Annotated in this window: 12 protein-coding genes and 1 pseudogene; 4 read left to right on the top strand and 9 right to left on the bottom strand. The window is 65.4% G+C overall.

Translation table 11 applies throughout. The annotated features are described in order from the left end of the window. Nucleotides 1-4: 4 nt before the first annotated feature. From ACPZMI_RS18655 to ccoN, 6 genes and pseudogenes are all read right to left on the bottom strand, one after another. A complete protein-coding gene (locus ACPZMI_RS18655) occupies nt 5-892 on the bottom strand; it encodes a DUF4123 domain-containing protein (RefSeq protein WP_426352795.1) in 888 nt (295 codons plus the stop codon). A gap of 89 nt (nt 893-981) precedes the next feature. Next, nucleotides 982-1230 (bottom strand): annotated as a pseudogene (locus ACPZMI_RS18650) (contractile injection system protein, VgrG/Pvc8 family); the annotation flags it as partial. Nucleotides 1231-1469: 239 nt separating this feature from the next. Beyond that, nucleotides 1470-2411, bottom strand: a complete 942-nt coding sequence (ccoP, locus tag ACPZMI_RS18645; protein WP_186666345.1) for a cytochrome-c oxidase, cbb3-type subunit III — start codon at nt 2409-2411, stop codon at nt 1470-1472. Continuing rightward, complete coding sequence (locus ACPZMI_RS18640; protein ID WP_054894769.1) at nt 2408-2599, bottom strand: cbb3-type cytochrome oxidase subunit 3; 192 nt, start codon at nt 2597-2599, stop codon at nt 2408-2410. The genes ccoP and ACPZMI_RS18640 overlap by 4 nt, the downstream gene beginning before the upstream one ends. Before the next feature lie 5 nt (nt 2600-2604). Beyond that, nucleotides 2605-3213 carry a cytochrome-c oxidase, cbb3-type subunit II gene (gene ccoO / locus ACPZMI_RS18635; protein ID WP_426352794.1) on the bottom strand — a complete coding sequence of 203 codons (609 nt, stop codon included), beginning with the start codon at nt 3211-3213 and terminating at the stop codon, nt 2605-2607. A gap of 13 nt (nt 3214-3226) precedes the next feature. Further along, complete coding sequence (gene ccoN / locus ACPZMI_RS18630; protein ID WP_186666341.1) at nt 3227-4651, bottom strand: cytochrome-c oxidase, cbb3-type subunit I; 1425 nt, start codon at nt 4649-4651, stop codon at nt 3227-3229. A gap of 49 nt (nt 4652-4700) precedes the next feature. On the opposite strand from ccoN, the gene ACPZMI_RS18625 reads away from it, so the two are divergent. Further along, nucleotides 4701-5393, top strand: a complete 693-nt coding sequence (locus ACPZMI_RS18625; protein ID WP_288376058.1) for an alpha/beta family hydrolase — start codon at nt 4701-4703, stop codon at nt 5391-5393. A 41-nt stretch (nt 5394-5434) separates the two neighbouring features. On the opposite strand, the gene ppnP is transcribed toward ACPZMI_RS18625, so the two are convergent. Next, nucleotides 5435-5719 carry a pyrimidine/purine nucleoside phosphorylase gene (gene ppnP / locus ACPZMI_RS18620; RefSeq protein ID WP_054894773.1) on the bottom strand — a complete coding sequence of 95 codons (285 nt, stop codon included), beginning with the start codon at nt 5717-5719 and terminating at the stop codon, nt 5435-5437. Between the two features lie 74 nt (nt 5720-5793). Beyond that, nucleotides 5794-6333 carry a 3'-5' exonuclease gene (locus tag ACPZMI_RS18615; RefSeq protein WP_186666339.1) on the bottom strand — a complete coding sequence of 180 codons (540 nt, stop codon included), beginning with the start codon at nt 6331-6333 and terminating at the stop codon, nt 5794-5796. A gap of 205 nt (nt 6334-6538) precedes the next feature. Here ACPZMI_RS18615 and ACPZMI_RS18610 point away from each other — a divergent pair, with 205 nt between their 5' ends. Further along, nucleotides 6539-7339: a substrate-binding periplasmic protein gene (locus tag ACPZMI_RS18610; RefSeq protein ID WP_186666337.1), complete on the top strand. Its 801-nt coding sequence runs from the start codon at nt 6539-6541 to the stop codon at nt 7337-7339. Between the two features lie 64 nt (nt 7340-7403). Next, entirely contained in the window at nt 7404-8426 is a 1023-nt protein-coding gene (locus ACPZMI_RS18605; protein WP_426352793.1) for a GNAT family N-acetyltransferase, read from the top strand. Between the two features lie 74 nt (nt 8427-8500). Here the strand turns inward: ACPZMI_RS18605 and ACPZMI_RS18600 are convergent, their stop codons facing one another. Beyond that, nucleotides 8501-9034, bottom strand: a complete 534-nt coding sequence (locus ACPZMI_RS18600; protein ID WP_186666333.1) for an RNA polymerase factor sigma-70 — start codon at nt 9032-9034, stop codon at nt 8501-8503. A gap of 317 nt (nt 9035-9351) precedes the next feature. Here ACPZMI_RS18600 and ACPZMI_RS18595 point away from each other — a divergent pair, with 317 nt between their 5' ends. Further along, a complete protein-coding gene (locus ACPZMI_RS18595; RefSeq protein ID WP_426352792.1) occupies nt 9352-22305 on the top strand; it encodes a non-ribosomal peptide synthetase in 12954 nt (4317 codons plus the stop codon). The last annotated feature ends 26 nt before the right edge of the window (nt 22306-22331 follow it).

Genomic DNA, 22331 nt, shown 5'->3' with positions numbered 1-22331 from the left:
GGCCTCAGCGCGTGGATGCAGGCAGGAGGGTCTGCAGGTTGTCGACAAGCGCGGTCTGTTGCTCACAGGTCGCGCTCAGGGCTTGCTGCCAGGCAGGTGTGTCGGCGAGGTTGTCACCGTTGCACGCGAGCATCAGCACGTAGGTGATCAGGTCCTTGTTCCGCGTCAGACCATGTTCGCGGGCTTGGCGCAGGTAGAGGTCGATGAGGCCGATCTGTGTGCCGGGGCAGGCCCGATCGAATGCCGGAGCGGTGTTTTCCTTGCGCAGCAGTTTGGCCAGGTGATAGCTCAGCGGGTCCCCGGTCAGCGCAGCCCAGCTATCGGCATCGAGGTGTATCGCAGGCACCGCGAGTGATTCTGGCTGATCGGCGCCAGTAAGCGACCTCCAGCGCTGTTCATTTGGATTGAGGGTAGGTTCCGGGAACCACCAGCGGTGAATGGGTGCGAACAGTTGCCTGACGCCGGGCAGGTCTCGGCGGTTGTCCAGCACCTTCAGCACCGTGGCGGTGTGATAGCGAAGCAGGTAGCGATGCCCGTCCGGCCCTGTCACTACCGCGGCCTGGCTGAGGTGCCTGGCCAGTTGTTCGGGTGCAAGTGCGCTGATGATCCAGCCGCAAACCGCGCGCTCGGCACATTCATCGAGTGCTCCCAGAAAATCGTACTGTGCGGACACGTCGGCACCTGGCCTGGCCGAGAACAGCCAGGGCCCTGCTGCCTGCAGGTTGGCGAACTGTGCCTGTTGCAGCAGCGGCCAGCAGTACGTCGAGACGTGTTCCTGAACCTTGTCGCGCGCAGAGGGGGTGAGGGAGGCTATGTCGATAATGCCGCTGAGCCGATAGCTGTTGGACTTTCGCAGTGTCGTGACGATTGACTGGATGAACGGGCTGAGCATCAGGCACCCTCCATGGGGATCAGGCTGCGGCCCTCGGCGGTCGACTTGAGCGGTGTGCTGGTAGTGCGTGCCCTGGTCGGAGGCGGCTTCTCGCCTTGGCTGAAGCTGCTGACCAGGCCGTGAACGTGGCGTACCGGCCGTTCGCCTTTCCAGAGGGTGAACAGCACGGGCTTGTCGAGCAAGTGACCGAAGTCGACGTCGTTGTCGTGGCTGACCAGTTCCAGCAGCAGTTGGTGAGGTGTGCTGACTGCTTCATTCAGGGTGAATGACACCACCTCGAATTGGGTGTCGCCAAGTATTGGCGAGAAGGTGTAATGAATGTCGGATTGGTACGGCATGGAACTCCCTGTCCGGTGTTGTTCGAAGTGCCATGCAGCGCGCTTGAACCTGTTGAGCTCGGGGAGAGACCGTAAAAGATGAGTCCGGGGAAGTATTGTCAGTAGATTCCTAGATTGATGTAGGAGGCGTCGCTCCAGCAGCTTCTGAAGCGTGGGGACGGTTTGCCCCCGCAATGGCCTTGGCAAACAAGACACATCGCGGGGCAAGCCGCAGCGGCGTGCTGCCGCACCGGTGGGTGTTACTTGGCGGTTACTGTCTCTGGGACCTGGTCGTGCGACAGGCTATACACATAAGCCGCCAGCAGGTGCACCTTGTCGTTGCCCTGGATCTCGGCCTGAGCCGGCATCTGGCCCTGGCGACCATAGCGGATGGTCTGCTGCAACTGGGCGAAGCTCGAACCGTAGATGAACGCCTGCGGGTGGGTCAGGTCGGGGGCGCCCATGGCCGGGGTGCCTTTGCCTTCCGGCCCATGGCAGGCCACGCAGTTGCTGGCGAAAATTTCCTTGCCCTTGGCCACGTCGGCTTTGATCCCTTCAGGCAAGCTGCGCCCGTCCAGGTTGCTCAACACGAAGGCGGCCACATCCGCCACGCCCTGCTCGCCGATCACCTCGGCCCAGGCTGGCATCACGCCATGGCGGCCGTTCATGATCGAGGCCTTGATGGTCTCGGGTTCACCGCCCCAGCGCCAGTCCTTGTCAGTCAGGTTGGGGAAACCATAGGCCCCTTTGGCGTCCGAGCCATGGCACACCGAGCAGTTGGAGGCGAACAGGCGTGCGCCCATCTTCAATGCCTGCGGATCCTTGGCCACTTCCTCCACCGGCATGGCGGCGAACTTGGCGAAGATCGGCCCGAAGCGGGCATCGGCCTTGTCCATTTCTTTCTGCCATTCGTTGACCTGGGTCCAGCCGTTCTCGTAGCCGGGCAGGATGCCTTTCCAGTTACCCAGGCCCGGGTAGAGGATCAGGTAGCCCACCGAGAACACCAGGGTGCCGACGAACAGCCAGAACCACCATTTGGGCAGCGGGTTGTCGTATTCCTCGATCCCGTCGAAGCTGTGGCCCATGGTCTGGTCGGTGGTGTCGTGGCTCTGGCCCTTGCGCGTGGCGAGCAGCAACCAGGTCAGGCCGATCAGGCTGCCGATGGTCAGTACGCTGATGTACGTACTCCAGAAGGTGGTCATTGCCCGTTACTCCTCATGGCAGGTTCCTGCCCGGCAGGGGGCAGGCGGTCGTCGTCGAAGGGCAGCAGGCGCGCTTCGGCGAAATCACGGTCGCGGCGGCGGTTGAACACCCAGAGCGACAGGCCGATGAAGGCGATCATCACCACCAGGGTGCCGAGGCCGCGGATCATGCCGATGTCGAATTCCATCGTGCTTACCTCTTATTCTTGATCGAGGTGCCCAGCACCTGCAGGTAGGCGACCAACGCATCCATCTCGGTCTTGCCCTTGACCGCGTCGCGGGCGCTGGCGATGTCCTCGTCGGTGTAGGGCACGCCGAGGGTGCGCAGTACACGCAGCTTGGTGTCGGTGTGGCTGTTGTCGACCGGTTGTGCGACCAGCCACGGGTAGGCCGGCATCTTCGATTCCGGTACCACGTTGCGCGGGTTGTACAGGTGCGCGCGGTGCCAGTCGTCCGAGTAGCGTCCACCGACGCGGGCCAGGTCCGGGCCGGTGCGCTTGGAACCCCAGAGGAAGGGGTGGTCCCACACGCTTTCACCGGCCACCGAGTAGTGGCCATAGCGTTCGGTCTCGGCGCGGAACGGGCGGATCATCTGCGAGTGGCAGCCCACGCAGCCTTCGCGGATGTAGATGTCACGGCCTTCCAGTTGCAGCGCGGTGTAGGGCCTCATGCCCTCGACCGGCTTGTTGGTGACGTCCTGGAAGAACAGCGGGACGATCTGCGTGAGGCCGCCGATGCTGACGGCGAACACCATCAGCAAGGCCAGCAGGCCGACGTTTTTCTCGATGACTTCATGTTTCATCAGGCGTGTCTCCTCAAGCCAGCTGGGCGTTCGCAGGGGCGGCGTCGAGCGCTGGCGAACGCACGGTGCGCCAGGTGTTCCAGGCCATCAGGAACATGCCGCTGAGGAAGATCGCCCCGCCGACGAAGCGCACGATGAAGCCGGGGTGGCTGGCCACCAGGGTTTCGACGAACGAGTAGGTGAGCGTGCCGTCGCTGTTGACCGCGCGCCACATCAGGCCCTGGGCGATGCCGTTGACCCACATCGAGGCGATGTAGAGCACGGTGCCGATGGTCGCCAGCCAGAAGTGCGCGTTGATCAGGCCGACGCTGTGCATCTGCTGCTTGCCGAACACCTTGGGAATGGTGTGGTACAGCGCGCCGATGGAGATCATCGCCACCCAGCCCAGGGCGCCGGCGTGGACGTGGCCGATGGTCCAGTCGGTGTAGTGGGAGAGGGCGTTGACGGTCTTGATCGCCATCATCGGGCCTTCGAAGGTCGACATGCCGTAGAACGCCAGCGACACCACGAGGAAGCGCAGGATCGGGTCGCTGCGCAGTTTGTGCCAGGCACCGGAGAGGGTCATCATGCCGTTGATCATCCCGCCCCAGCTCGGTGCGAGCAGGATCAGCGACATGATCATGCCCAGTGACTGGGCCCAGTCGGGCAGGGCGGTGTAGTGCAGGTGATGAGGGCCGGCCCAGATGTACAGGGTGATCAGCGCCCAGAAGTGCACGATGGACAGGCGATAGGAATACACAGGTCGCTCGGCCTGCTTGGGCACGTAGTAGTACATCATCCCCAGGAAGCCTGCGGTCAGGAAGAAACCTACGGCGTTGTGGCCGTACCACCACTGCACCATGGCATCGGTGGCTCCGGCGTAGACCGAGTACGACTTGGTCAGGCTGACCGGCATCTCCAGGTTGTTGACGATGTGCAGGATCGCCACGGTGAGGATGAAGGCACCGAAGAACCAGTTGCCCACGTAGATGTGCTTGGTGGTGCGCTTCATCAGCGTGCCGAAGAACACGATGGCGTAGCAGACCCAGACGATGGTGATCAGGATGTCGATCGGCCATTCCAGTTCGGCGTATTCCTTGGAGCTGGTGTAGCCCAGTGGCAGGCTGATCGCTGCCAGCAGGATCACCAGTTGCCAGCCCCAGAAGGTGAATGCGGCCAATTTAGGCGCGAAGAGGATGGTCTGGCAGGTGCGCTGCACCGAATAATAGGAGGTGGCGAACAGGGCACAGCCACCGAAGGCGAAGATCACTGCGTTGGTGTGCAGCGGTCGCAGACGGCCGAAGCTGGTCCAGGGGAGGTCGAAGTTGAGGCTCGGCCACACGAGTTGCGCGGCGATGAAGACACCGAGCCCCATGCCGACGATGCCCCACACCACCGTCATGATGGCGAATTGGCGGACCACCTTGTAGTTGTAGGCGGTACTGCTGGTTGTGTTCATGTATGGGTTCCCATCCACGGTTATAGGCAGGCTAAACAGCGAGGCAAGCATGAAAGATGGGCAATGTGCCGGTATTGACGGGGATCAATGGGCCCAAGTGGGAAATGTCCCAGGCTTGCGCGTCGATCCTCCGCAAATCCGGGGCGATCAGGGGCGTTCCTGCACACTGATCCTGGCCCACGGCGCGGGGGCGCCGATGGACAGCGCGTTCATGGACGAGATTGCGCAAAGGCTGGCGGGGCTTGGGGTCGGGGTGATCCGCTTCGAATTTCCCTACATGGCCGAGCGCCGCATAAACGGCGGCAAGCGTCCGCCCAACCCGCAGAAGGTGCTGCTCGAGTGCTGGCGCGAGGTGTATGGGCAGGTGCGACCATTGGTCACGGGTATCTTGGCCATTGGCGGCAAGTCCATGGGCGGGCGCATGGCCAGTTTGCTGGCCGATGAGTTGGAGGCGGATGCGCTGGTGTGCCTGGGGTATCCGTTCTATGCCGTGGGCAAGCCGGAGAAACCGCGGGTCGAGCATCTGGCCGGGCTGAAGACGCCCACGCTCATCGTCCAGGGCGAGCGGGATGCGCTGGGCAATCGCGAGGCGGTTCAGGGGTATGAACTGTCAACGGCGATCGAGGTGAACTGGCTGGTGGCGGGGGATCATGATCTGAAGCCGCTGAAAGCTTCAGGGTTCAGCCATGAGCAGCATCTGCAGGCGGCGGCTGAGAAGGTGGCGGGGTTTCTGAAGGGTTAGCGCTGGATTCTTCGCGGGCAAGCCCGCGAAGAGCCTGATGCTTAGTCGCGATACTCGCACAGGTAAGCGGTATCGACCTTCACCTGCAGCTGGAACTTGCTGTCGGCCGGCACATTGAACTTGTCGCCTGCGTTGAAGGTTTCCCAGTTGTCGCTGCCCGGCAGCTTGACGATCAGGGCGCCGGACACCACGTGCATGATCTCGCGCTTGGCGGTGCCGAACTCGTATTCGCCCGGGGCCATCACGCCCACGGTGGCCGGACCTTCTTCGCCTGCGAAGGCAATCGACTTGACGGTGCCGTTGAAGTACTCGTTGACCTGGAACATGGGCGACTCCTGAACAGAAGGGCTGAAAAAAGGCTGGCCAGTATGCCCAAGCCCTGCGCGGTCGTCATCTGCTTTCAGGTGAGGCTCAAGGGCAGCAACCGTGCGGTATTGCGTGCATCCTCCAGCGCCCGGTGCTGTTGCCCGACGAACTGCATGCCGGCCAGTTGCAGTGCACCGTTCAGGCCGGTGGGACGCTGCAGGTGACGGGCCTTGGCGAAGCGCTGCTTGAGATTGATGTGCGGCAATTGCGCCAGCAGGCTGTTGACCTGGTGCTGCTGCCATTCCTGCAGCAACTGCTGGCGGTCGTAGTCGCCCCAACTGACCCAGGCCTGCAACTGCGCCCGATGATGGCCCAACCAGCGCTCGAACTGCTCCCAGATCTCGGCGAACGACGCCGCGCTGTCGATACTGGCCTGGCCGATGTGCGTCAGCTCACGGCAGAAGGGTGTCAGTTGCGGACGCCGCCGCGGCTTGACGAAGCGCTGGAAGTGATCGACCTCGCGACCTTCGCGGGTGACCAGGCTTGCGCCGATTTCAATGATTTCCATCTCGGTGACCGGCCAGCCACCGTCGTCGGTGGTGGCTTCCAGGTCGATGACCAGCCAATGGCCCATACCAGGCTCCCTTGCAAGACGCTGTGGTCCGCGGCGTCGGACGAGAGAGCAGGGCCGCGGGCCCCTAGAGCGTAGCCAATCCAGAACCCTTACGGCATCCCCTGGCAGAATGCCGCTATTTTGGCATAACCAGCGGTTGTGCCCTGACAGGAAAACGCCTAGCTTAGGCGCATCAAGGTCCAAACCCGTGATTTGAGTGCCTCACTTGACGCCACCGCCCGCCCTCAAGGCCCTGTCATCCCTGATGATGCTCGCTGCACTGTGGCTGGCCGGGCCGGCCTGTGCCGCCGACGTGGTGGAGGTGCGGATCGGGGCCGCGCATTTCCCGCCTTACACGGTGCGTCCGGAGCAGGGTGCCGATACAGGGTTGCTGCCGCAGTTCGCCGAGGCGCTGAACCAGCTCCAGGCTGGTTACCGTTTCGTTCTGGTGCCAACCTCGATCCCGCGCCGCTTCGGTGATTTCCAGCAAGCGCGCACCGACATGGCGATCTTCGAGAACCCGCAATGGGGTTGGCAGCAGATCCCGCACACGGCGGTCGACATGGGCCTGGAAGATGCCGAGATCTTCGTCGCCCATCGTCAGGCCGGGCGTGACCAGCATTATTTCGATGACCTCAAAGGCAAGCGCCTGGCGTTGTTCAACGGCTATCACTACGCGTTTGCCGATTTCAATCCCGACCCCGAGTACCTGAAGAAGACCTTCCGGGCCATCCTCTCGTACTCCCACGACAGCAACCTGTCGATGGTGCAACGCGAGCGCGCGGACATTGCCCTGGTGACCCGCTCGTACCTGAGTGACTACCTCAAGCGCAACCCGACCAAGGACAGCGAGCTGCTGGCCTCGGAGCGGGTCGATCAGGTCTACCATCACTACGCACTGCTGCGCCCTGACGCGCCGATCCGCGCCGAAGCCTTCGCCCAACTGATGCAGCGCCTGCGCGACAGCGGTGAGCTGGCGGCGCTTTTCGGCCCTTATCGGATCACCGTGCAAACGCCGCGCAATTAAATTCCCGGGCTGCGATCACGTTCAGACACTTGAGTGTGATCCCATTTTTCCGTGAGCCATGACCATGCCTTTCGATGCCGCTTCGACGCCGCTTTCCCTTCCGCGATGGCACAGCCTGCAAGGCGACGAGACCGCTTCCCGGTTGAGTCTGACCCTGGAGGGCCGCCCGCTGATCCAGGTGCGCCTGGTGCCCGCCGACCCCGTGCAGGTTCACCTGGAAACCGTCTGCCCGGATCGCGGCGCCCAGGCCCTGTGGGCCGCCTGCTACTGGCTGCTGTCGCGCGATCCCGCCTGCCAGCGCCTGGCCTGGCATTTGCCGAAGACGCCAGCGTGGCTGCCGGCGCTGCTGGCGAGCGGCTTGCTGGTCGCCAGCGAGCAAGTGGACGTATTGATCTGCGAGCGGGCGCTGTTCTGGCAGTTGCCGCAGCCCTGGCTTGGCGAGGTACAGAGCGGTGTCTACCCGCAGCAGATGCAGATCAGCAACGGCAAGCGCCATCCGCGCCGCGCGCCCAAGCCCCGGGGCGAGGTGTATCGCCGTTTCGATGCGCGCCTGGGGGCGTGGGTGTCGCTGCGCACCCTGGAAGTCGAGCAGGACCTGGCCCGCTTCAACCGTTGGCAGAACGAGCCGCGGGTCGCGCACTTCTGGCAGGAACAGGGCAGCCTGGAGCAGCACCGCGAATACCTGAGCAAGCTCGAGGCAGACCCGCACACCCTGACGCTCATCGGCTGTTTCGACGATGAGCCGTTCGCCTACTTCGAAGCCTATTGGGCCAAGGAAGACCGCATCGCGCCGTTCTATCCGGCCGATGATTACGACCGCGGTATCCACATGCTCGTGGGCGAACAGGCGCACCGTGGCCCGCACAAGGTGGCGAGCTGGATGTCGGCGCTGGTGCACTACCTGTTCCTCGACGACCCGCGCACCCAGCAGGTGGTCGCCGAGCCGCGCGCCGACAACGGCAAGATGATCGGCTACATGCACGATCAGTGCTTCCACTGCGAGAAAGAGTTCGATTTCCCGCACAAGCGGGCGGCGTTGATGATCCTGGGGCGTGAGCGCTTCTTCGATCGCTGCGCGCTGGTCTAGCGGCACGCAGGGCGTGGGCCGCTGGGCGGCCCGACCACGCTGGGCAGGTGCTGTACGCTGTACCTGTGAGGCGGTCAGCCCTCGGCCTGGCGGCTGTTCTTGCGGCAGTGGATCAGCGCGTCGCGGATCATGAAGTTGACCAGCGTCGGCGAGACCCCGAGCTCCTTGGCGATGTCTTTTTGCGGCACGCCGTGCAGGCGGTACATCTCGAACGCGTAGCGCGTGCGCTGGGGCAGCTCGTTGAGCGCTTCGGCGATGTGTTCGAGGGTCGCAAGGTTGATGTGGGTGGATTCTGGCGAGGCATTCTGGATTACCACATTCATGCCTTCTTCCTCGCTACCCGAGTACTTCAGCTCCATCGCCTGCTTGCGGTAGTGATCGATGGCCAGGTTGCGCACGATCTGGAACAGATAGCTGAGCTGGGCCTTGAACGAGGACGTGATCTGCGGCGCGGAACCGAGCCGGAAGAAGGCATCCTGCACCACATCCTCGGCGCGCGACCGACAGCCCGTGATACGGGCGGCAATCTTGACGAGGATGCTGCGATTGTCGACGAACGCCTGGAGTAATGGTGAATCGCACTTACTTGTGGATAGTTGTTCCGCCATGGAAATCACCTTGTCTCTGTGGGGAAAGGGAGCACACCGTTTGGCGATGCTTCCTACGACGTGCGACAAACTATTCAGAATGATAATGATTGTCAAATACAGAAGTAAGTGAGTCTCTATTCGATTGCGGTCTAAGCTCCACCCCCTCCATGACCACTGTGTGAACGTCGTCCGCAGGCCAGCGACGTTTCTAATTATTTCTCCGGCCCATCCGTTCCCCTGTGTACATCCGGCCGCCGACTGCCGCCCGCCCTGCGTGCCTTGCGCACCTGGCCCGGCCCCGGCCCGACTTACCCAGACACTGGCAGGAACACTCCATGACGGACGCCTTCGAACTCCCGCTCACGCTGGTCCAGGCCCTGGCGCAACGCGCCGCGGCGACCCCGGACCGGATCGCCTTGCGCTTTCTGGCCGACGATCCCCGCGAACAGGCGGTGCTCAGCTACCGCGAGCTGGACCAGCGCGCCCGTACCATCGCCGCCGCCCTGCAGGCCCGTGCCGCATTCGGCGACCGCGCGATCCTGCTGTTCCCCAGTGGTCCGGACTATGTCGCGGCGTTCTTCGGCTGCCTGTATGCCGGCGTGATCGCAGTGCCGGCCTATCCGCCGGAGTCTTCGCGCCAGCACCATCAGGAGCGCCTGCTGTCGATCATCGACGATGCCCAGCCGCGTCTGCTGCTGACGGTAGAAGCGCTTCATGACAGTTTGCAGGGCCTCGACGCCCTGGCGACGGACGCAGCCCCAGGCCTGCTGGCGGTGGACCGCCTGGCCCCGGAATTGGCCGACGACTGGCGTGAACCGGCGCTGGCCGGCGAGCACATCGCCTTCCTGCAGTACACCTCCGGCTCCACCGCACTGCCCAAGGGGGTGCAGGTCAGCCATGGCAATCTGGTGGCTAACGAGCAGTTGATCCGCCAGGGCTTCGGCATCGACCTCAACCCCGACGACGTGATCGTCAGCTGGCTGCCGCTGTACCACGACATGGGCCTGATCGGCGGCTTGCTGCAACCGATCTTCAGCGGCGTGCCCTGTGTGCTGATGTCGCCGGGCTACTTCCTTGCCCGGCCCCTGCGTTGGTTGCAGGCGATCAGCGAATACGGCGGCACCATCAGCGGCGGCCCGGATTTCGCCTATCGCCTGTGCAGCGAGCGGGTCAGCGAAGCGGCCTTGGCCGGGCTCGATCTGAGCCGCTGGCGCGTGGCCTACTCTGGTTCCGAGCCGATCCGCCAGGACAGCCTCGAAACCTTCGCCAGCAAGTTCGCCGCCTGCGGCTTCCAGGCGAGCAGCTTCTTCGCCAGCTACGGGCTGGCCGAAGCCACGCTGTTCGTCAGCGGCAGCCGACGCGGCCAGGGCATCGGCGCGCTGGAGCTCGATGCCGAGGCCTTCGCCGCCAACCGCGCCGAGTCTGGCAAGGGCAGCGTGCTGATGAGCTGCGGCTATCCGCAGCCGGGCCATGCGGTGCGTATCGTCGAACCGCAGCAACTCGCTGTGCTGGGCGATAACCGGGTGGGTGAAATCTGGGCCGGTGGCCCAAGCATTGCGCTGGGCTACTGGCGCAACCCCGAGGCCACGGCGCGTACCTTTGTCGAGATGGACGGCCAGACCTGGCTGCGCACCGGCGACCTGGGCTTCATGCGCGATGGCGAGGTGTTCGTCACCGGGCGGCTGAAGGACATGCTGATCGTGCGTGGCCAGAACCTCTATCCGCAGGATCTGGAGAAGACCCTTGAGCGTGAGGTGGATGTTTTGCGCAAGGGGCGTGTGGCGGTGTTCGCCGTGGACGATCGGGGCGAAGAAGGCATCGGCGTGGCGGTGGAAGTCAGCCGCAACGTGCAGAAGGCAATGCTCCCCGAGGCGCTGATCAAGACCCTGCGCCAGGTCATCGCCGACGCCTGCCGCCAGGCGCCGGCGGTGGTGTTGCTGCTCAATCCGGGGGCACTGCCCAAGACCTCCAGCGGCAAGCTGCAGCGCTCGGCTTGCCGCCTGCGCATGAACGACGGCAGCCTCGATTGCTACGCCCGCTTCCCGGCCGATGAAGCATCCGCCGAGCAAGGCACCTCACGCGATGCCCTGCAGGCGCGCATCGCGACAGTGTGGCGCGAACTGCTCAAGGTGGAGGCGGTGGCGGCGGACGATCACTTCCTGCTGCTGGGCGGCAACTCCATCGCCGCCACCCAGGTCACCGCGCGGCTGTCCGACGAGCTGGGCATCACGCTCAGCCTGCGTACCTTGTTCGAGGCGCCGGTATTGGCCGACTACAGTGCCGCGGTGGCTTGCGTGCTGGAGCAGGGCGGGCAGGGCACCGGTGCCATCGCCACCCTCGACCGCGCCAAGGCATTGCCGCAGTCGCTGGCGCAGAACCGCTTGTGGTTGCTGTGGCAACTTGAGCACCAGTCCGCTGCCTACAACATTCCAGCCGGCCTGCACCTGCGTGGCGAGTTGGACGAGGCGGCGCTGCAGGCGAGCTTCCAGGCGCTGGTCGAGCGCCACGAGTCCCTGCGCACGCGTTTCAGCGAAGTGGCTGGCGAGGCCCTGCAGCATGTGCTGGCGCACGCCGAATTTACCTTGCAGCGTGCCGATCTCGAGGGGCTGGACGCCAGCGAGATCGCCAACCGTCGCGAACATGAGGCCCGCCAGCCGTTCGACTTGCGCGAGGGCCCGCTGCTGCGCGTGACCCTGGCACACCTGGGCGATGAGGAGCACCAACTGTGGGTGACCCTGCATCACATCGTCGCCGACGGTTGGTCGCTGAATATCCTGCTCGAAGAGTTCGCCCGGCTCTACGCCGCACACTGCCAGGGCCAGCAGGCCAGCCTTGCGCCGCTGGCGCTGGGTTACGCCGACTACGGCACCTGGCAGCGCCAGTGGCTGGCAGAGGGCGAGGCTGCGCGCCAGTTGGAATACTGGACGGCGCAACTGGGCGACGACTTGCCGGTGCTCGACCTGTGCACCGACCATCCGCGCTCGGCACTGCGCGAGCAGCGTGCCGCGCGCCTGAACATGAAAGTGCCAGCCAAGCTCGGCGAAGCGCTCAAGGGCCTGGCCCGTGACCAGCAGGCGAGCCTGTTCATGGTCCTGCTGGCGGGCTGGCAAGCCTTGCTGCAGCGCTACAGCGGCCAGTCCGACATCCGCGTCGGCGTCCCCAACGCCAACCGCCCGCGCCTGGAGACCCAGGCCATGGTCGGCTTCTTCATCAACACCCAGGTCATGCGTGCCGAGTTCGACGGCCGTACGCCGTTCGACCAGTTGCTGGCCCAGGTGCGCGAACGCACCCTTGGCGCCCAGGCGCACCAGGACCTGCCATTCGAACAACTGCTCGAAGCGCTGCCACAGGCTCGCGAGCAGGGCCTGTTCCAGGTCATGTTCAACCACCAGCAACGCGACCTGTCCGCGCTGCGCCGCCTGCCCGGCCTGCTTGCCGAAGAACTGCCCTGGCACAGTCGCGAGGCCAAGTTCGACCTGCAACTGCACAGTGAGGAAGATCACCAGGGCCGGCTGACACTGGCCTTCGACTACGCCGCCGAGCTGTTCGAAGCCAGCACGGTCAAGCGTCTGGCCCAGCACCTGCTGGCGCTGCTCGAGCAGGTCTGCGCGCAGCCGCAACTGGCTGTGGGCGAGATACAACTGCTGGATGAGCCAGCCCGCGCACAACTGCTCGCCTGGGGCCAGGCGCCGGTCGAGCCCGCCAAGACCTTGCTGGTCGAGCAGCTCAACGAACAGGCACGCCTGACACCGGAGCGCATCGCCCTGGTGTGGGAGGGCGGTCAGCTCGACTACGCCAGCCTGCACCAGCAGGCCAACCGTCTGGCCCACTACCTGCGTGACAAGGGTGTCGGCCCGGACACATGCGTGGCCATCGCTGTAGAACGCTCGCCGCAACTGCTGGTCGGCCTGCTGGCGATCCTCAAGGCGGGCGGCGCCTATGTGCCGCTGGACGTCGACTACCCGGCCGAACGCCTGGCCTACATGCTCGCCGACTGTGGCGCGGGCCTGCTGCTGAGCCAAAGTAACTTGCTCGAGCGCCTGCCCCAGGTCGAGGGCGTCAGTACCATCGCGCTGGACCAGTTGCACCTGGACACCTGGCCCAGCCAGGCCCCAGGCCTGCACCTGGAAGGCGAGCACCTGGCCTATGTGATCTATACCTCCGGCTCCACCGGCCAGCCCAAGGGCGTGGGCAACACCCACGCGGCCCTGGCCGAACGCCTGCAATGGATGCAGGCCACCTATGCGCTGGACGAGCACGACGTGCTGATGCAGAAGGCACCGATCAGCTTCGACGTGTCGGTGTGGGAATGCTTCTGGCCGCTGGTCATCGGCTGCCGCCTGGTGCTGGCCGGCCCCGGTGAACATCGCGATCCACAGCGCATCGCCGCGCTGGTGCAGCAGCATGGGGTGACCACGCTGCACTTCGTGCCGCCGCTGTTGCAGGTGTTTGTCCAGGAGCCGCTGGCCGCGGGTTGCACCAGCCTGCGTCGGCTGTTCTCCGGTGGCGAGGCGTTGCCTGCCAGCCTGCGCGACCGAGCCCTGGCGTTGCTGCCCCAGGTGCAGTTGCACAATCGTTATGGTCCGACCGAGACCGCGATCAACGTCACCCACTGGCACAGCCAGCGCGAGGATGGCGAGCGCTCGCCCATCGGCCGTCCGCTGGCCAATGTGCTGTGCCGTGTGCTGGATGATGAATTCGAACTGACCGCACCGGGCGTGCCGGGCGAGCTGTGCCTCGGTGGCGCAGGCCTGGCCCGTGGCTACCTCGGGCGCCCAGGCCTGACCGCCGAGCGCTTCGTGCCGCAGCCCGACGGCGACGGCCAGCGCCTGTACCGCAGCGGCGACCGCGCGCGCTGGCTGGTGCAGAACGCTGCGCTGGAATACCTCGGGCGTCTCGACCAGCAGGTCAAGGTGCGCGGCTTCCGCGTTGAGCCTGAAGAGGTCCAGGCGGTGCTGCTGGCCCAGCCAGGTGTCGAGCAGGCGCTGGTGCTGATCCACCGGGACGCCGTCGGCGCGCAGTTGGTCGGCTACTACAGCGGTGTCGAGCAGAGTGCCGCCTTGCTCGCTACCCTCGGCGCGCAACTGCCCGCCTACATGGTGCCGGCGCAGTTGGTTCACCTGGCGCAGATGCCACTGGGCCCGAGCGGCAAGGTCGATCGCAAGGCGTTGCCGACGCCGGTCTGGCAGCAACGCCAACACGTCGAACCGCAGTCCGCGCTGGAGCAGCAGGTGGCGGCGATCTGGCGCGAGGTGCTGAACCTGCCCCGGGTAGGCCTGCAGGACGACTTCTTCGCCCTTGGTGGCCACTCGCTGCTGGCCACCCAGATCGTTTCGCGCTGCCGTCAGGCCTGCGACGTCGAACTGCCGCTCAAGGCGCTGTTCGAGGCCAGTGAGCTGGGCGCCTTCTGCGCCGAGATCGCGCGGATCCGCGCCAGCGGTGGGTGCAACCTGCAGGGCGAGATCGCCCGAGTCGACCGCCGTCAGGCCGTGCCGCTGTCGTACTCGCAGCAGCGCATGTGGTTCCTCTGGCAGATGGAACCGGACAGCCCCGCATACAACGTCGGCGGCATGGCGCGTCTACGCGGCGCGCTGCATGTGGACGCCTTCGAGCGCGCCCTGCAGGCGTTGATCGTACGCCACGAAACCCTGCGCACCACCTTCCCCAGCATCGACGGCAAGCCCTACCAGTGCGTGGCCGACGACAGCAGCCTGCACCTGGACTGGCAGGACTTCAGCACGCTGCCGGCCGACAATCGCCAGCAACGCCTGCAGCAACTGGCTGACGAACAGGCGCACCAGCCGTTCGACCTGGAGCGTGGTCCGTTGCTGCGCGCCTGCCTGGTCAAGGTGCAGGAGCGTGAGCACTATTTGGTCCTGACCCTGCACCATATCGTCACCGAGGGTTGGGCGATGGACATCTTCGCCCGCGAGCTGGGCGAGCTCTACGAAGCCTTCGTCGACGAACGCGAATCGCCGCTGCCTCCGCTGCCAGTGCAGTACCTGGACTACAGCGTCTGGCAGCGCCAGTGGCTTGAAGGCGGCGAGGGCGCGCGCCAGCTCGACTACTGGAAAGCACGCCTGGGCGACGAGCACCCGGTGCTGGCACTGCCGACCGACCGCCCGCGCCCGGCGGTGCAGAGCCATCGCGGCGAGCTGTACCGCTTCGACCTCGACCCGGCGCTGGTCGAGCGTGTGCATGCGTTCAACAGCCAGCGTGGGCTGACCCTGTTCATGACCATGACCGCCTCGCTGGCCGCCCTGCTGCACCGCTACAGCGGCCAGCGCGACCTGCGTATCGGCGCGCCGGTGGCCAATCGCATCCGTCCGGAAAGCGAGGGGCTGATCGGTGCCTTCCTCAACACCCAGGTGCTGCGTTGCGAACTGGATGGGCAGATGAGCGCCGCCGCGTTGCTCGAGCAGATGCGCCAGACCATCATCGACGGCCAGTCGCACCAGGACTTGCCGTTCGAACAATTGGTCGAAGCCCTGCAGCCGCCGCGCAGCAGTGCCTACAACCCGTTGTTCCAGGTGATGTGCAACGTGCAGCGCTGGGTTTTCCAGCAAAGCCGCACACTGGCGGGCATGCAGGTGGATTACCTGGTCAACGACGCCAGCGCCACCAAGTTCGACCTGTACCTGGAAGTCACCGACCTGGACGGCCGACTGGGCTGCTGCCTGACCTACAGCCGCGACCTGTTCGATGAGCCGCGCATCGCGCGCATGGCCGAACACTTGCAGCAGTTGCTGGCTGCGATGCTGGACGATCCGCAGCAGCGCTTGTGCGAACTGCCGATGCTGTCGGGCGCCGAGCAGCAGGAGCTGGTCGGTCAACTTCAGGGCGAGCAGGACTTCGACCTCGACCAGACCCTGCACGGGCTGTTCGCCGCCCAGGTCGAGCGCACGCCCCAGGCACTGGCGCTGACCTTTGCCGGCCAGCACCTGAGCTACGCCGAACTCGATCAGCAGGCCAACCGCCTGGCCCGTGCCCTGCGTGAGCGGGGTGTCGGCCCGCAGGTGCGGGTGGGCCTGGCGCTGGAGCGCTCGACGCAGATGGTGGTCGGCCTGCTGGCGATCCTCAAGGCCGGTGGTGCCTATGTGCCGCTCGATCCGGAATACCCGCTCGAGCGCCTGCACTACATGATCGAGGACAGCCGCCTGGGCCTGCTGATCGGCCAACGCGACTTGCTCGCGACCCTCGGCGAGCTGCCGGCCGGTGTACTCACCTGGAGCCTGGAGGACGACGCCGCATCGCTGTCCGCCTACAGCGATGCGCCACTGGACAACCTCAACCTGCCGCAGCACCAGGCGTACCTGATCTACACCTCCGGCTCCACCGGCAAGCCCAAGGGCGTGATGGTCAGCCATGGCGAGATCGCCATGCACTGCCAGGCGGTGATCGCCGACTTCGGCATGCGCAGCGACGATTGCGAGCTGCATTTCTATTCGATCAACTTCGATGCTGCCAGCGAACGCCTGCTCACGCCGCTGCTGTGCGGTGCACGGGTGGTGCTGCGTGCCCAGGGGCAATGGGGCGCAGAAGAGATCTGCGACCTGGTGCGCGAGCAGCAGGTGAGCATTCTCGGTTTCACCCCGAGCTACGGTAGCCAGTTGGCGCAGTTCCTGGCCGCGCGTGGCGAGCAACTGCCGGTGCGTCTGGTGATCACCGGCGGCGAGGCGCTGACGGGCGAACACCTGCAGCGCATCCGTCAGGCCTTTGCTCCGCAGCAGTTCTTCAATGCCTACGGCCCGACCGAAACCGTGGTCATGCCGCTGGCATGCCTGGCACCCGAAACCTCGTCAGCCGATGCGGGCAGCGTGCCGATTGGCCGCATGATCGGGGCGCGCACCGGCTACATTCTCGACGAGGACCTGGCGCTGTTGCCCCAGGGTGGCATTGGTGAGCTGTATGTCGGTGGCGCGGGCCTCGCCCAGGGGTATCACGACCGTCCGGGGCTGTCGGCCGAACGCTTCGTCGCCGACCCCTTCAGCCATGACGGTGGCCGGCTGTATCGCACCGGCGACCTGGTGCGCCTGCGCGCCGACGGGCTGGTCGAGTACATCGGCCGGGCTGACCAGCAGGTGAAGATCCGTGGTTTCCGCATCGAGCTGGGCGAGATCGAAAGCCGCCTGCAGGAGCACGCCGATGTCGAGGAGGCCGTGGTCCTGGCCCTCGACCTGCCGGGCGGCAAGCAACTGGTGGGCTACCTGGTCTGTGATCAGGCCAAAGGTGGCAGCGAGGCCCAGGCGCACCTGCGCGAGGCGGTGAAGGCCCATGCCCGCCAGCACCTGCCTGACTACATGGTGCCTGCGCACCTGGTGCTGCTCGAGCGCCTGCCGCTGATGGGCAATGGCAAGCTCGACCGGCGGGCGCTGCCAGCGCCGGACCTCGCGCAGGCACACCAGCTTTACCAGGCGCCGACCAATGAGCTGGAGACACAGTTGGCGCAGATCTGGTGTGAGGTGCTCAACGTTTCCCGCGTGGGGGTACAGGACAACTTCTTCGAACTGGGCGGTGACTCGATCCTGTCGATCCAGGTGGTCAGCCGCGCCCGTCAGTTGGGCCTGCAGTTCACCCCGCGCGACCTGTTCCAGCACCAGACCATCCAGACCCTGGCAGCCGTGGTCACCCATGGCGCGGCGCCGACGCATGTGGAGCAGGGGGCGCGTCAGGGCCGTATCGGTCTGACCCCGATCCAGCATTGGTTCTTCGACAGCGAGGTGCCGCAGCCACAGCACTGGAACCAGGCGGTGCTGCTGCAAGCACGCAAGCCGCTGCACGCCGAACGGCTGGAGACTGCACTGGCGGCGCTGGTGCAGCATCACGACAGTCTGCGCCTGCGCTTCCTCCAGGCCGCAGATCGCTGGCAGGGCGAATACGACCAGGCGAGTGCCCAGCCGCTGCTGTGGACGGCGACAGTCGCTGACTTCAGTGATTGCCAGGCGCTCTATACCGACGTGCAGCGCAGCCTCGACCTGCAGCAAGGGCCCCTGTTGCGCGGCCTGCTGCTGACCGATGGCGCAGGCGAGCAACGCTTGCTGCTGGCCATCCACCACCTGGTGGTCGACGGCGTGTCCTGGCGTGTGTTGCTCGAAGACCTGCAGGCGCTGTATCGCGGTGAAACCCTGGCGGCCAAGACCCATGCCATGGGCGACTGGTCGGCGCGCCTGGCCAGCTATGCCGGCAGCGACTCGCTGCGTGACGAGCTGGACTGGTGGGAGGGGCAACTGGGACGTGTGCGCCGCGAACTGCCGTGCGATCACCCGCAGGGCGGCAACCTGCACCGCCATGCCCGCACCCTGGCTATCGAGCTCGACACCGAGCAGACCCGCCAACTGCTGCAGCAGGCACCAGCGGCCTATCACACCCAGGTCAACGACTTGCTGCTGACCGCCCTGGCCCGCACCCTGAGCCACTGGAGCGGCGATGAGCAGGTGCTGGTACAGCTTGAGGGGCATGGTCGCGAAGGGCTGTTCGAAGACATCGACCTGACCCGCAGCGTCGGCTGGTTCACCAACGCCTATCCGCTGAGCCTGAGCCCGGCAGCCGGTAACGACGATGCCGCGCGCAGTGCTTCGATCAAGGGCATCAAGGAACAACTGCGCCAGGTGCCGCACAAAGGGCTGGGGTATGGCGTGCTGCGCTACCTGGCCGATACTGCGGGGCGTGAGCGCATGGCGGCGTTGCCACAGGCACGCATCACCTTCAACTACCTGGGGCAGTTCGATCAGCAGTTCGACACCAATGCCGTGTTCCAGCCGCTGGATACCCCGGCGGGCCTGGCCCATGACCTGGATGCTCCACTGCCCAACTGGCTGAGCGTGGATGGCCAGGTCTATGGTGGTGCCTTGCAACTGCGCTGGACCTTCAGTGCCGAGCGCTACGACGAAACGACCATCGCCGAGCTGGCCGAAGCCTATCGCCAGGAACTGCTGGCGCTGGTCGCCCACTGTCTGGGCGAGGGCAACGGTAGCTTCACGCCGTCGGACTTCCCGCTGGCCCAACTGACCCAGGAGCAGATCGATACCTTGCCGGTGCCGGCAGCCGAAATCGAGGATGTCTACCCGCTGACGCCGATGCAGGAGGGGCTGCTGCTGCACACCCTGCTAGAACCGGGCACCGGCATCTACTACATGCAGGACCGCTACCGCATCAACAGTGCGCTGGACCCCGAGCGCTTCGCCCAGGCCTGGCAGGCGGTGGTCGCACGCCATGAGGCGCTGCGCGCATCGTTCAGCTGGAACGCGGGTGAAGCGATGCTGCAGATCATCCACAAGGCGGGCAAGACCCAGGTGGACTACCAGGACTGGCGCGAGCTGGACGACGCCAGCCAGGAGCAACGCCTGCAGGCCCTGCACAAGCAGGAGCGCGAAGCCGGATTCGAGTTGCTGCGCGAGGCACCGTTCCACCTGCGCCTGGTGCGCGTGGCCGATGAGCGCTACTGGTTCATGATGAGCAACCATCACATCCTCATCGATGCCTGGTGCCGCTCGTTGCTGATGAACGATTTCTTCGAGATCTACCAGGCGCTGGGCGAAGGTCGTGCCGCGCAGCTGCCGGTGCCGCCGCGCTATCGCGACTACATCGGCTGGCTGCAGCGCCAGGACCTGGACGAAGCACGCCAGTGGTGGCAGGCCAACCTGGCCGGCTTCGAACGCGCCACGGCGATCCCCAGCGACCGCCCGCTGCGCCATGACCACGCCGGGGACGGCATGATCGTCGGCGATTGCTACACCCGCCTCGAGGTGAGCGAGGGGGCGCGTCTGCGTGAACTGGCGCAGGCTCATCAACTGACCGTCAACACCTTTGCCCAGGCGGCCTGGGCACTGGTACTGGCCCGCTACAGCGGCGAGCGCGACGTGGTGTTCGGGGTGACCGTTGCCGGGCGCCCGGTGAGCATGCCGCAGATGCAACGCACGGTCGGGCTGTTCATCAACAGCATCGCCTTGCGCGTGCAACTGCCAGCGGCCGGCGAGCGCCAGAGCGTGCGTCAGTGGCTGCAGGGCTTGCTCGATCGCAACATGCAGTTGCGCGAATACGAGTACCTGCCGCTGGTGGCGATCCAGGAATGCAGCGAGCTGCCCAAGGGGCAGGCGCTGTTCGACAGCCTGTTCGTTTTTGAAAACGCGCCGGTCGAGAGCAATGTGCTCGACCACGCCCAACACCTGAACGCCAGCTCCGACTCGGGCCGTACCCACACCAACTTCCCGCTGACGGCGGTGTGCTACCCGGGCGATGACCTGGGCCTGCACCTGTCGTTCGACCAGCGTTACTTCGACTACCCGACCGTCGAGCGCCTGCTGGCCGAGTTCAAGCGCCTGTTGCTGGCGCTGGTCGAAGGTTTCGAGGGTGAGGTGCAGGCACTGCCACTGCTGGGGGCCGAGGAGCAGCGCTTCCTGCTCGAGGACTGCAACCGTACCGAGCACGCCTATACCCTGGAGCAGAGTTACGTCGAGCTGTTCGAGGCGCGCGTCGCAGCGCACCCCGAGCGTATCGCTGCCCGTTGCCTGGAGGCGTCCTACGACTATGCCGGGCTCAACCTGGCCGCCAACCGCCTGGGGCATGCCCTGGTCGCGGCCGGTGTGAACATCGATCAGCCCGTCGCCTTGCTGGCCGAGCGTGGCCTGCCGCTGCTGGGGATGATCGTTGGCAGCTTCAAGGCCGGTGCGGGGTACCTGCCGCTGGATCCGGGCCTGCCCTCGGCGCGTCTGCAGCGTATCGTCGAGCTCAGCCGCACGCCAGTACTGGTGTGCAGCGCCGCCTGTGCCGAGCAGGCGGGTCAGTTGCTCGACGAGCTGAGCGGGGCGGTACGGCCGAAGCTGCTGGTGTGGGAGGATATCCAGGCCAGCCAGGTCGCGGGCCACAACCCCGGTATCTACAGCGGGCCGGACAACCTGGCCTATGTGATCTATACCTCAGGCTCCACCGGGCTGCCCAAGGGCGTGATGGTCGAGCAGCGCGGCATGCTCAACAACCAGCTGAGCAAGGTGCCGTACCTGGCGCTGGACGAACACGACGTGATCGCCCAGACCGCCTCGCAGAGCTTTGACATCTCGGTGTGGCAATTCCTGGCAGCACCGCTGTTCGGGGCCAGTGTCGAGATCGTGCCGAATGCCATTGCCCACGATCCACAGGGCTTGCTGGCGCATGTCCAGGCCCGTGGCATCACTGTGCTGGAAAGCGTGCCTTCGTTGATCCAGGGCATGCTGGCCAACGACCACCAGGCGCTGGATGGCCTGCGCTGGATGCTGCCGACCGGCGAGGCGATGCCACCGGAGCTGGCCGCCCAGTGGTTGGAGCGCTATCCGCAGATCGGCCTGGTCAACGCCTATGGTCCGGCCGAATGTTCGGACGATGTGGCGTTCTTCCGTGTCGATGCCGACTCGACCCGCGGCAGCTACCTGCCCATCGGCACCCCGACCGACAACAACCGCTTGTACCTCTACGGCGAAGAGCAGACGCTGGTACCGTTGGGCGCGGTAGGCGAGCTGTGCGTGGCCGGCACGGGTGTCGGTCGTGGTTATGTTGGCGATCCGGTGCGTACGGCCCTGGCCTTCATCCCGCATCCGCATGGCGCGCCGGGCGAGCGCCTGTATCGCACCGGCGACCTGGCGCGGCGCCGTGCCGATGGTGTGCTCGAATATGTCGGGCGTATTGACCACCAAGTGAAGATCCGCGGCTACCGTATCGAGCTTGGCGAAATCGAAGCGCGCCTGCATGAGCAGCCGCAGATTCGCGATGCGGCAGTCGGTGTCCAGGAGGGCGCCAATGGCAAGCATCTGGTTGGCTACCTGGTCGCCCACCAGGGCGTGGTGGCCGATGCGGGTCTGCTCGAGCAGATCAAGCAGCGTCTGCGTGCCGAGTTGCCGGAGTACATGGTGCCGCTGCACTGGGCCTGGTTCGATAACCTGCCGCACAATGCCAATGGCAAGCTCGATCGCAAGGCGCTGCCGGTCATCGAGATCGGTGGCCAGCACAGCCAGGACTACCTGGCGCCGCGCAGCGAGCTGGAAGAGACCCTGGCCGCTATCTGGGGCGAGGTGCTCAAGGCTGAGCGGGTCGGGGTGCGCGACAACTTCTTCGAACTAGGCGGGCATTCGTTGCTGGCCACGCAGATTGCCTCACGCGTGCAGAAGCGTCTGCAACTGAATGTGCCGCTGCGGGCGATGTTCGAGTGCAGCACCGTGGAAGAGCTGGCGGTGTATGTCGAAGGGTTGCAGGGCAGTGCGCTGGATGAGGATAAGGTGGATCGGTTGAGTGATCTGATGGCGGAGTTGGAAGGTTCGTAACAGGCCACGACACCAGCGCGGGCAAG

This window comes from Pseudomonas wayambapalatensis (assembly GCF_049942315.1).
In the GTDB taxonomy this organism is placed as follows: domain Bacteria; phylum Pseudomonadota; class Gammaproteobacteria; order Pseudomonadales; family Pseudomonadaceae; genus Aquipseudomonas; species Aquipseudomonas wayambapalatensis.
The sequence above is the reverse complement of the archived record's forward strand: the minus strand, read 5'-3'. Positions and strand labels throughout refer to the sequence as shown.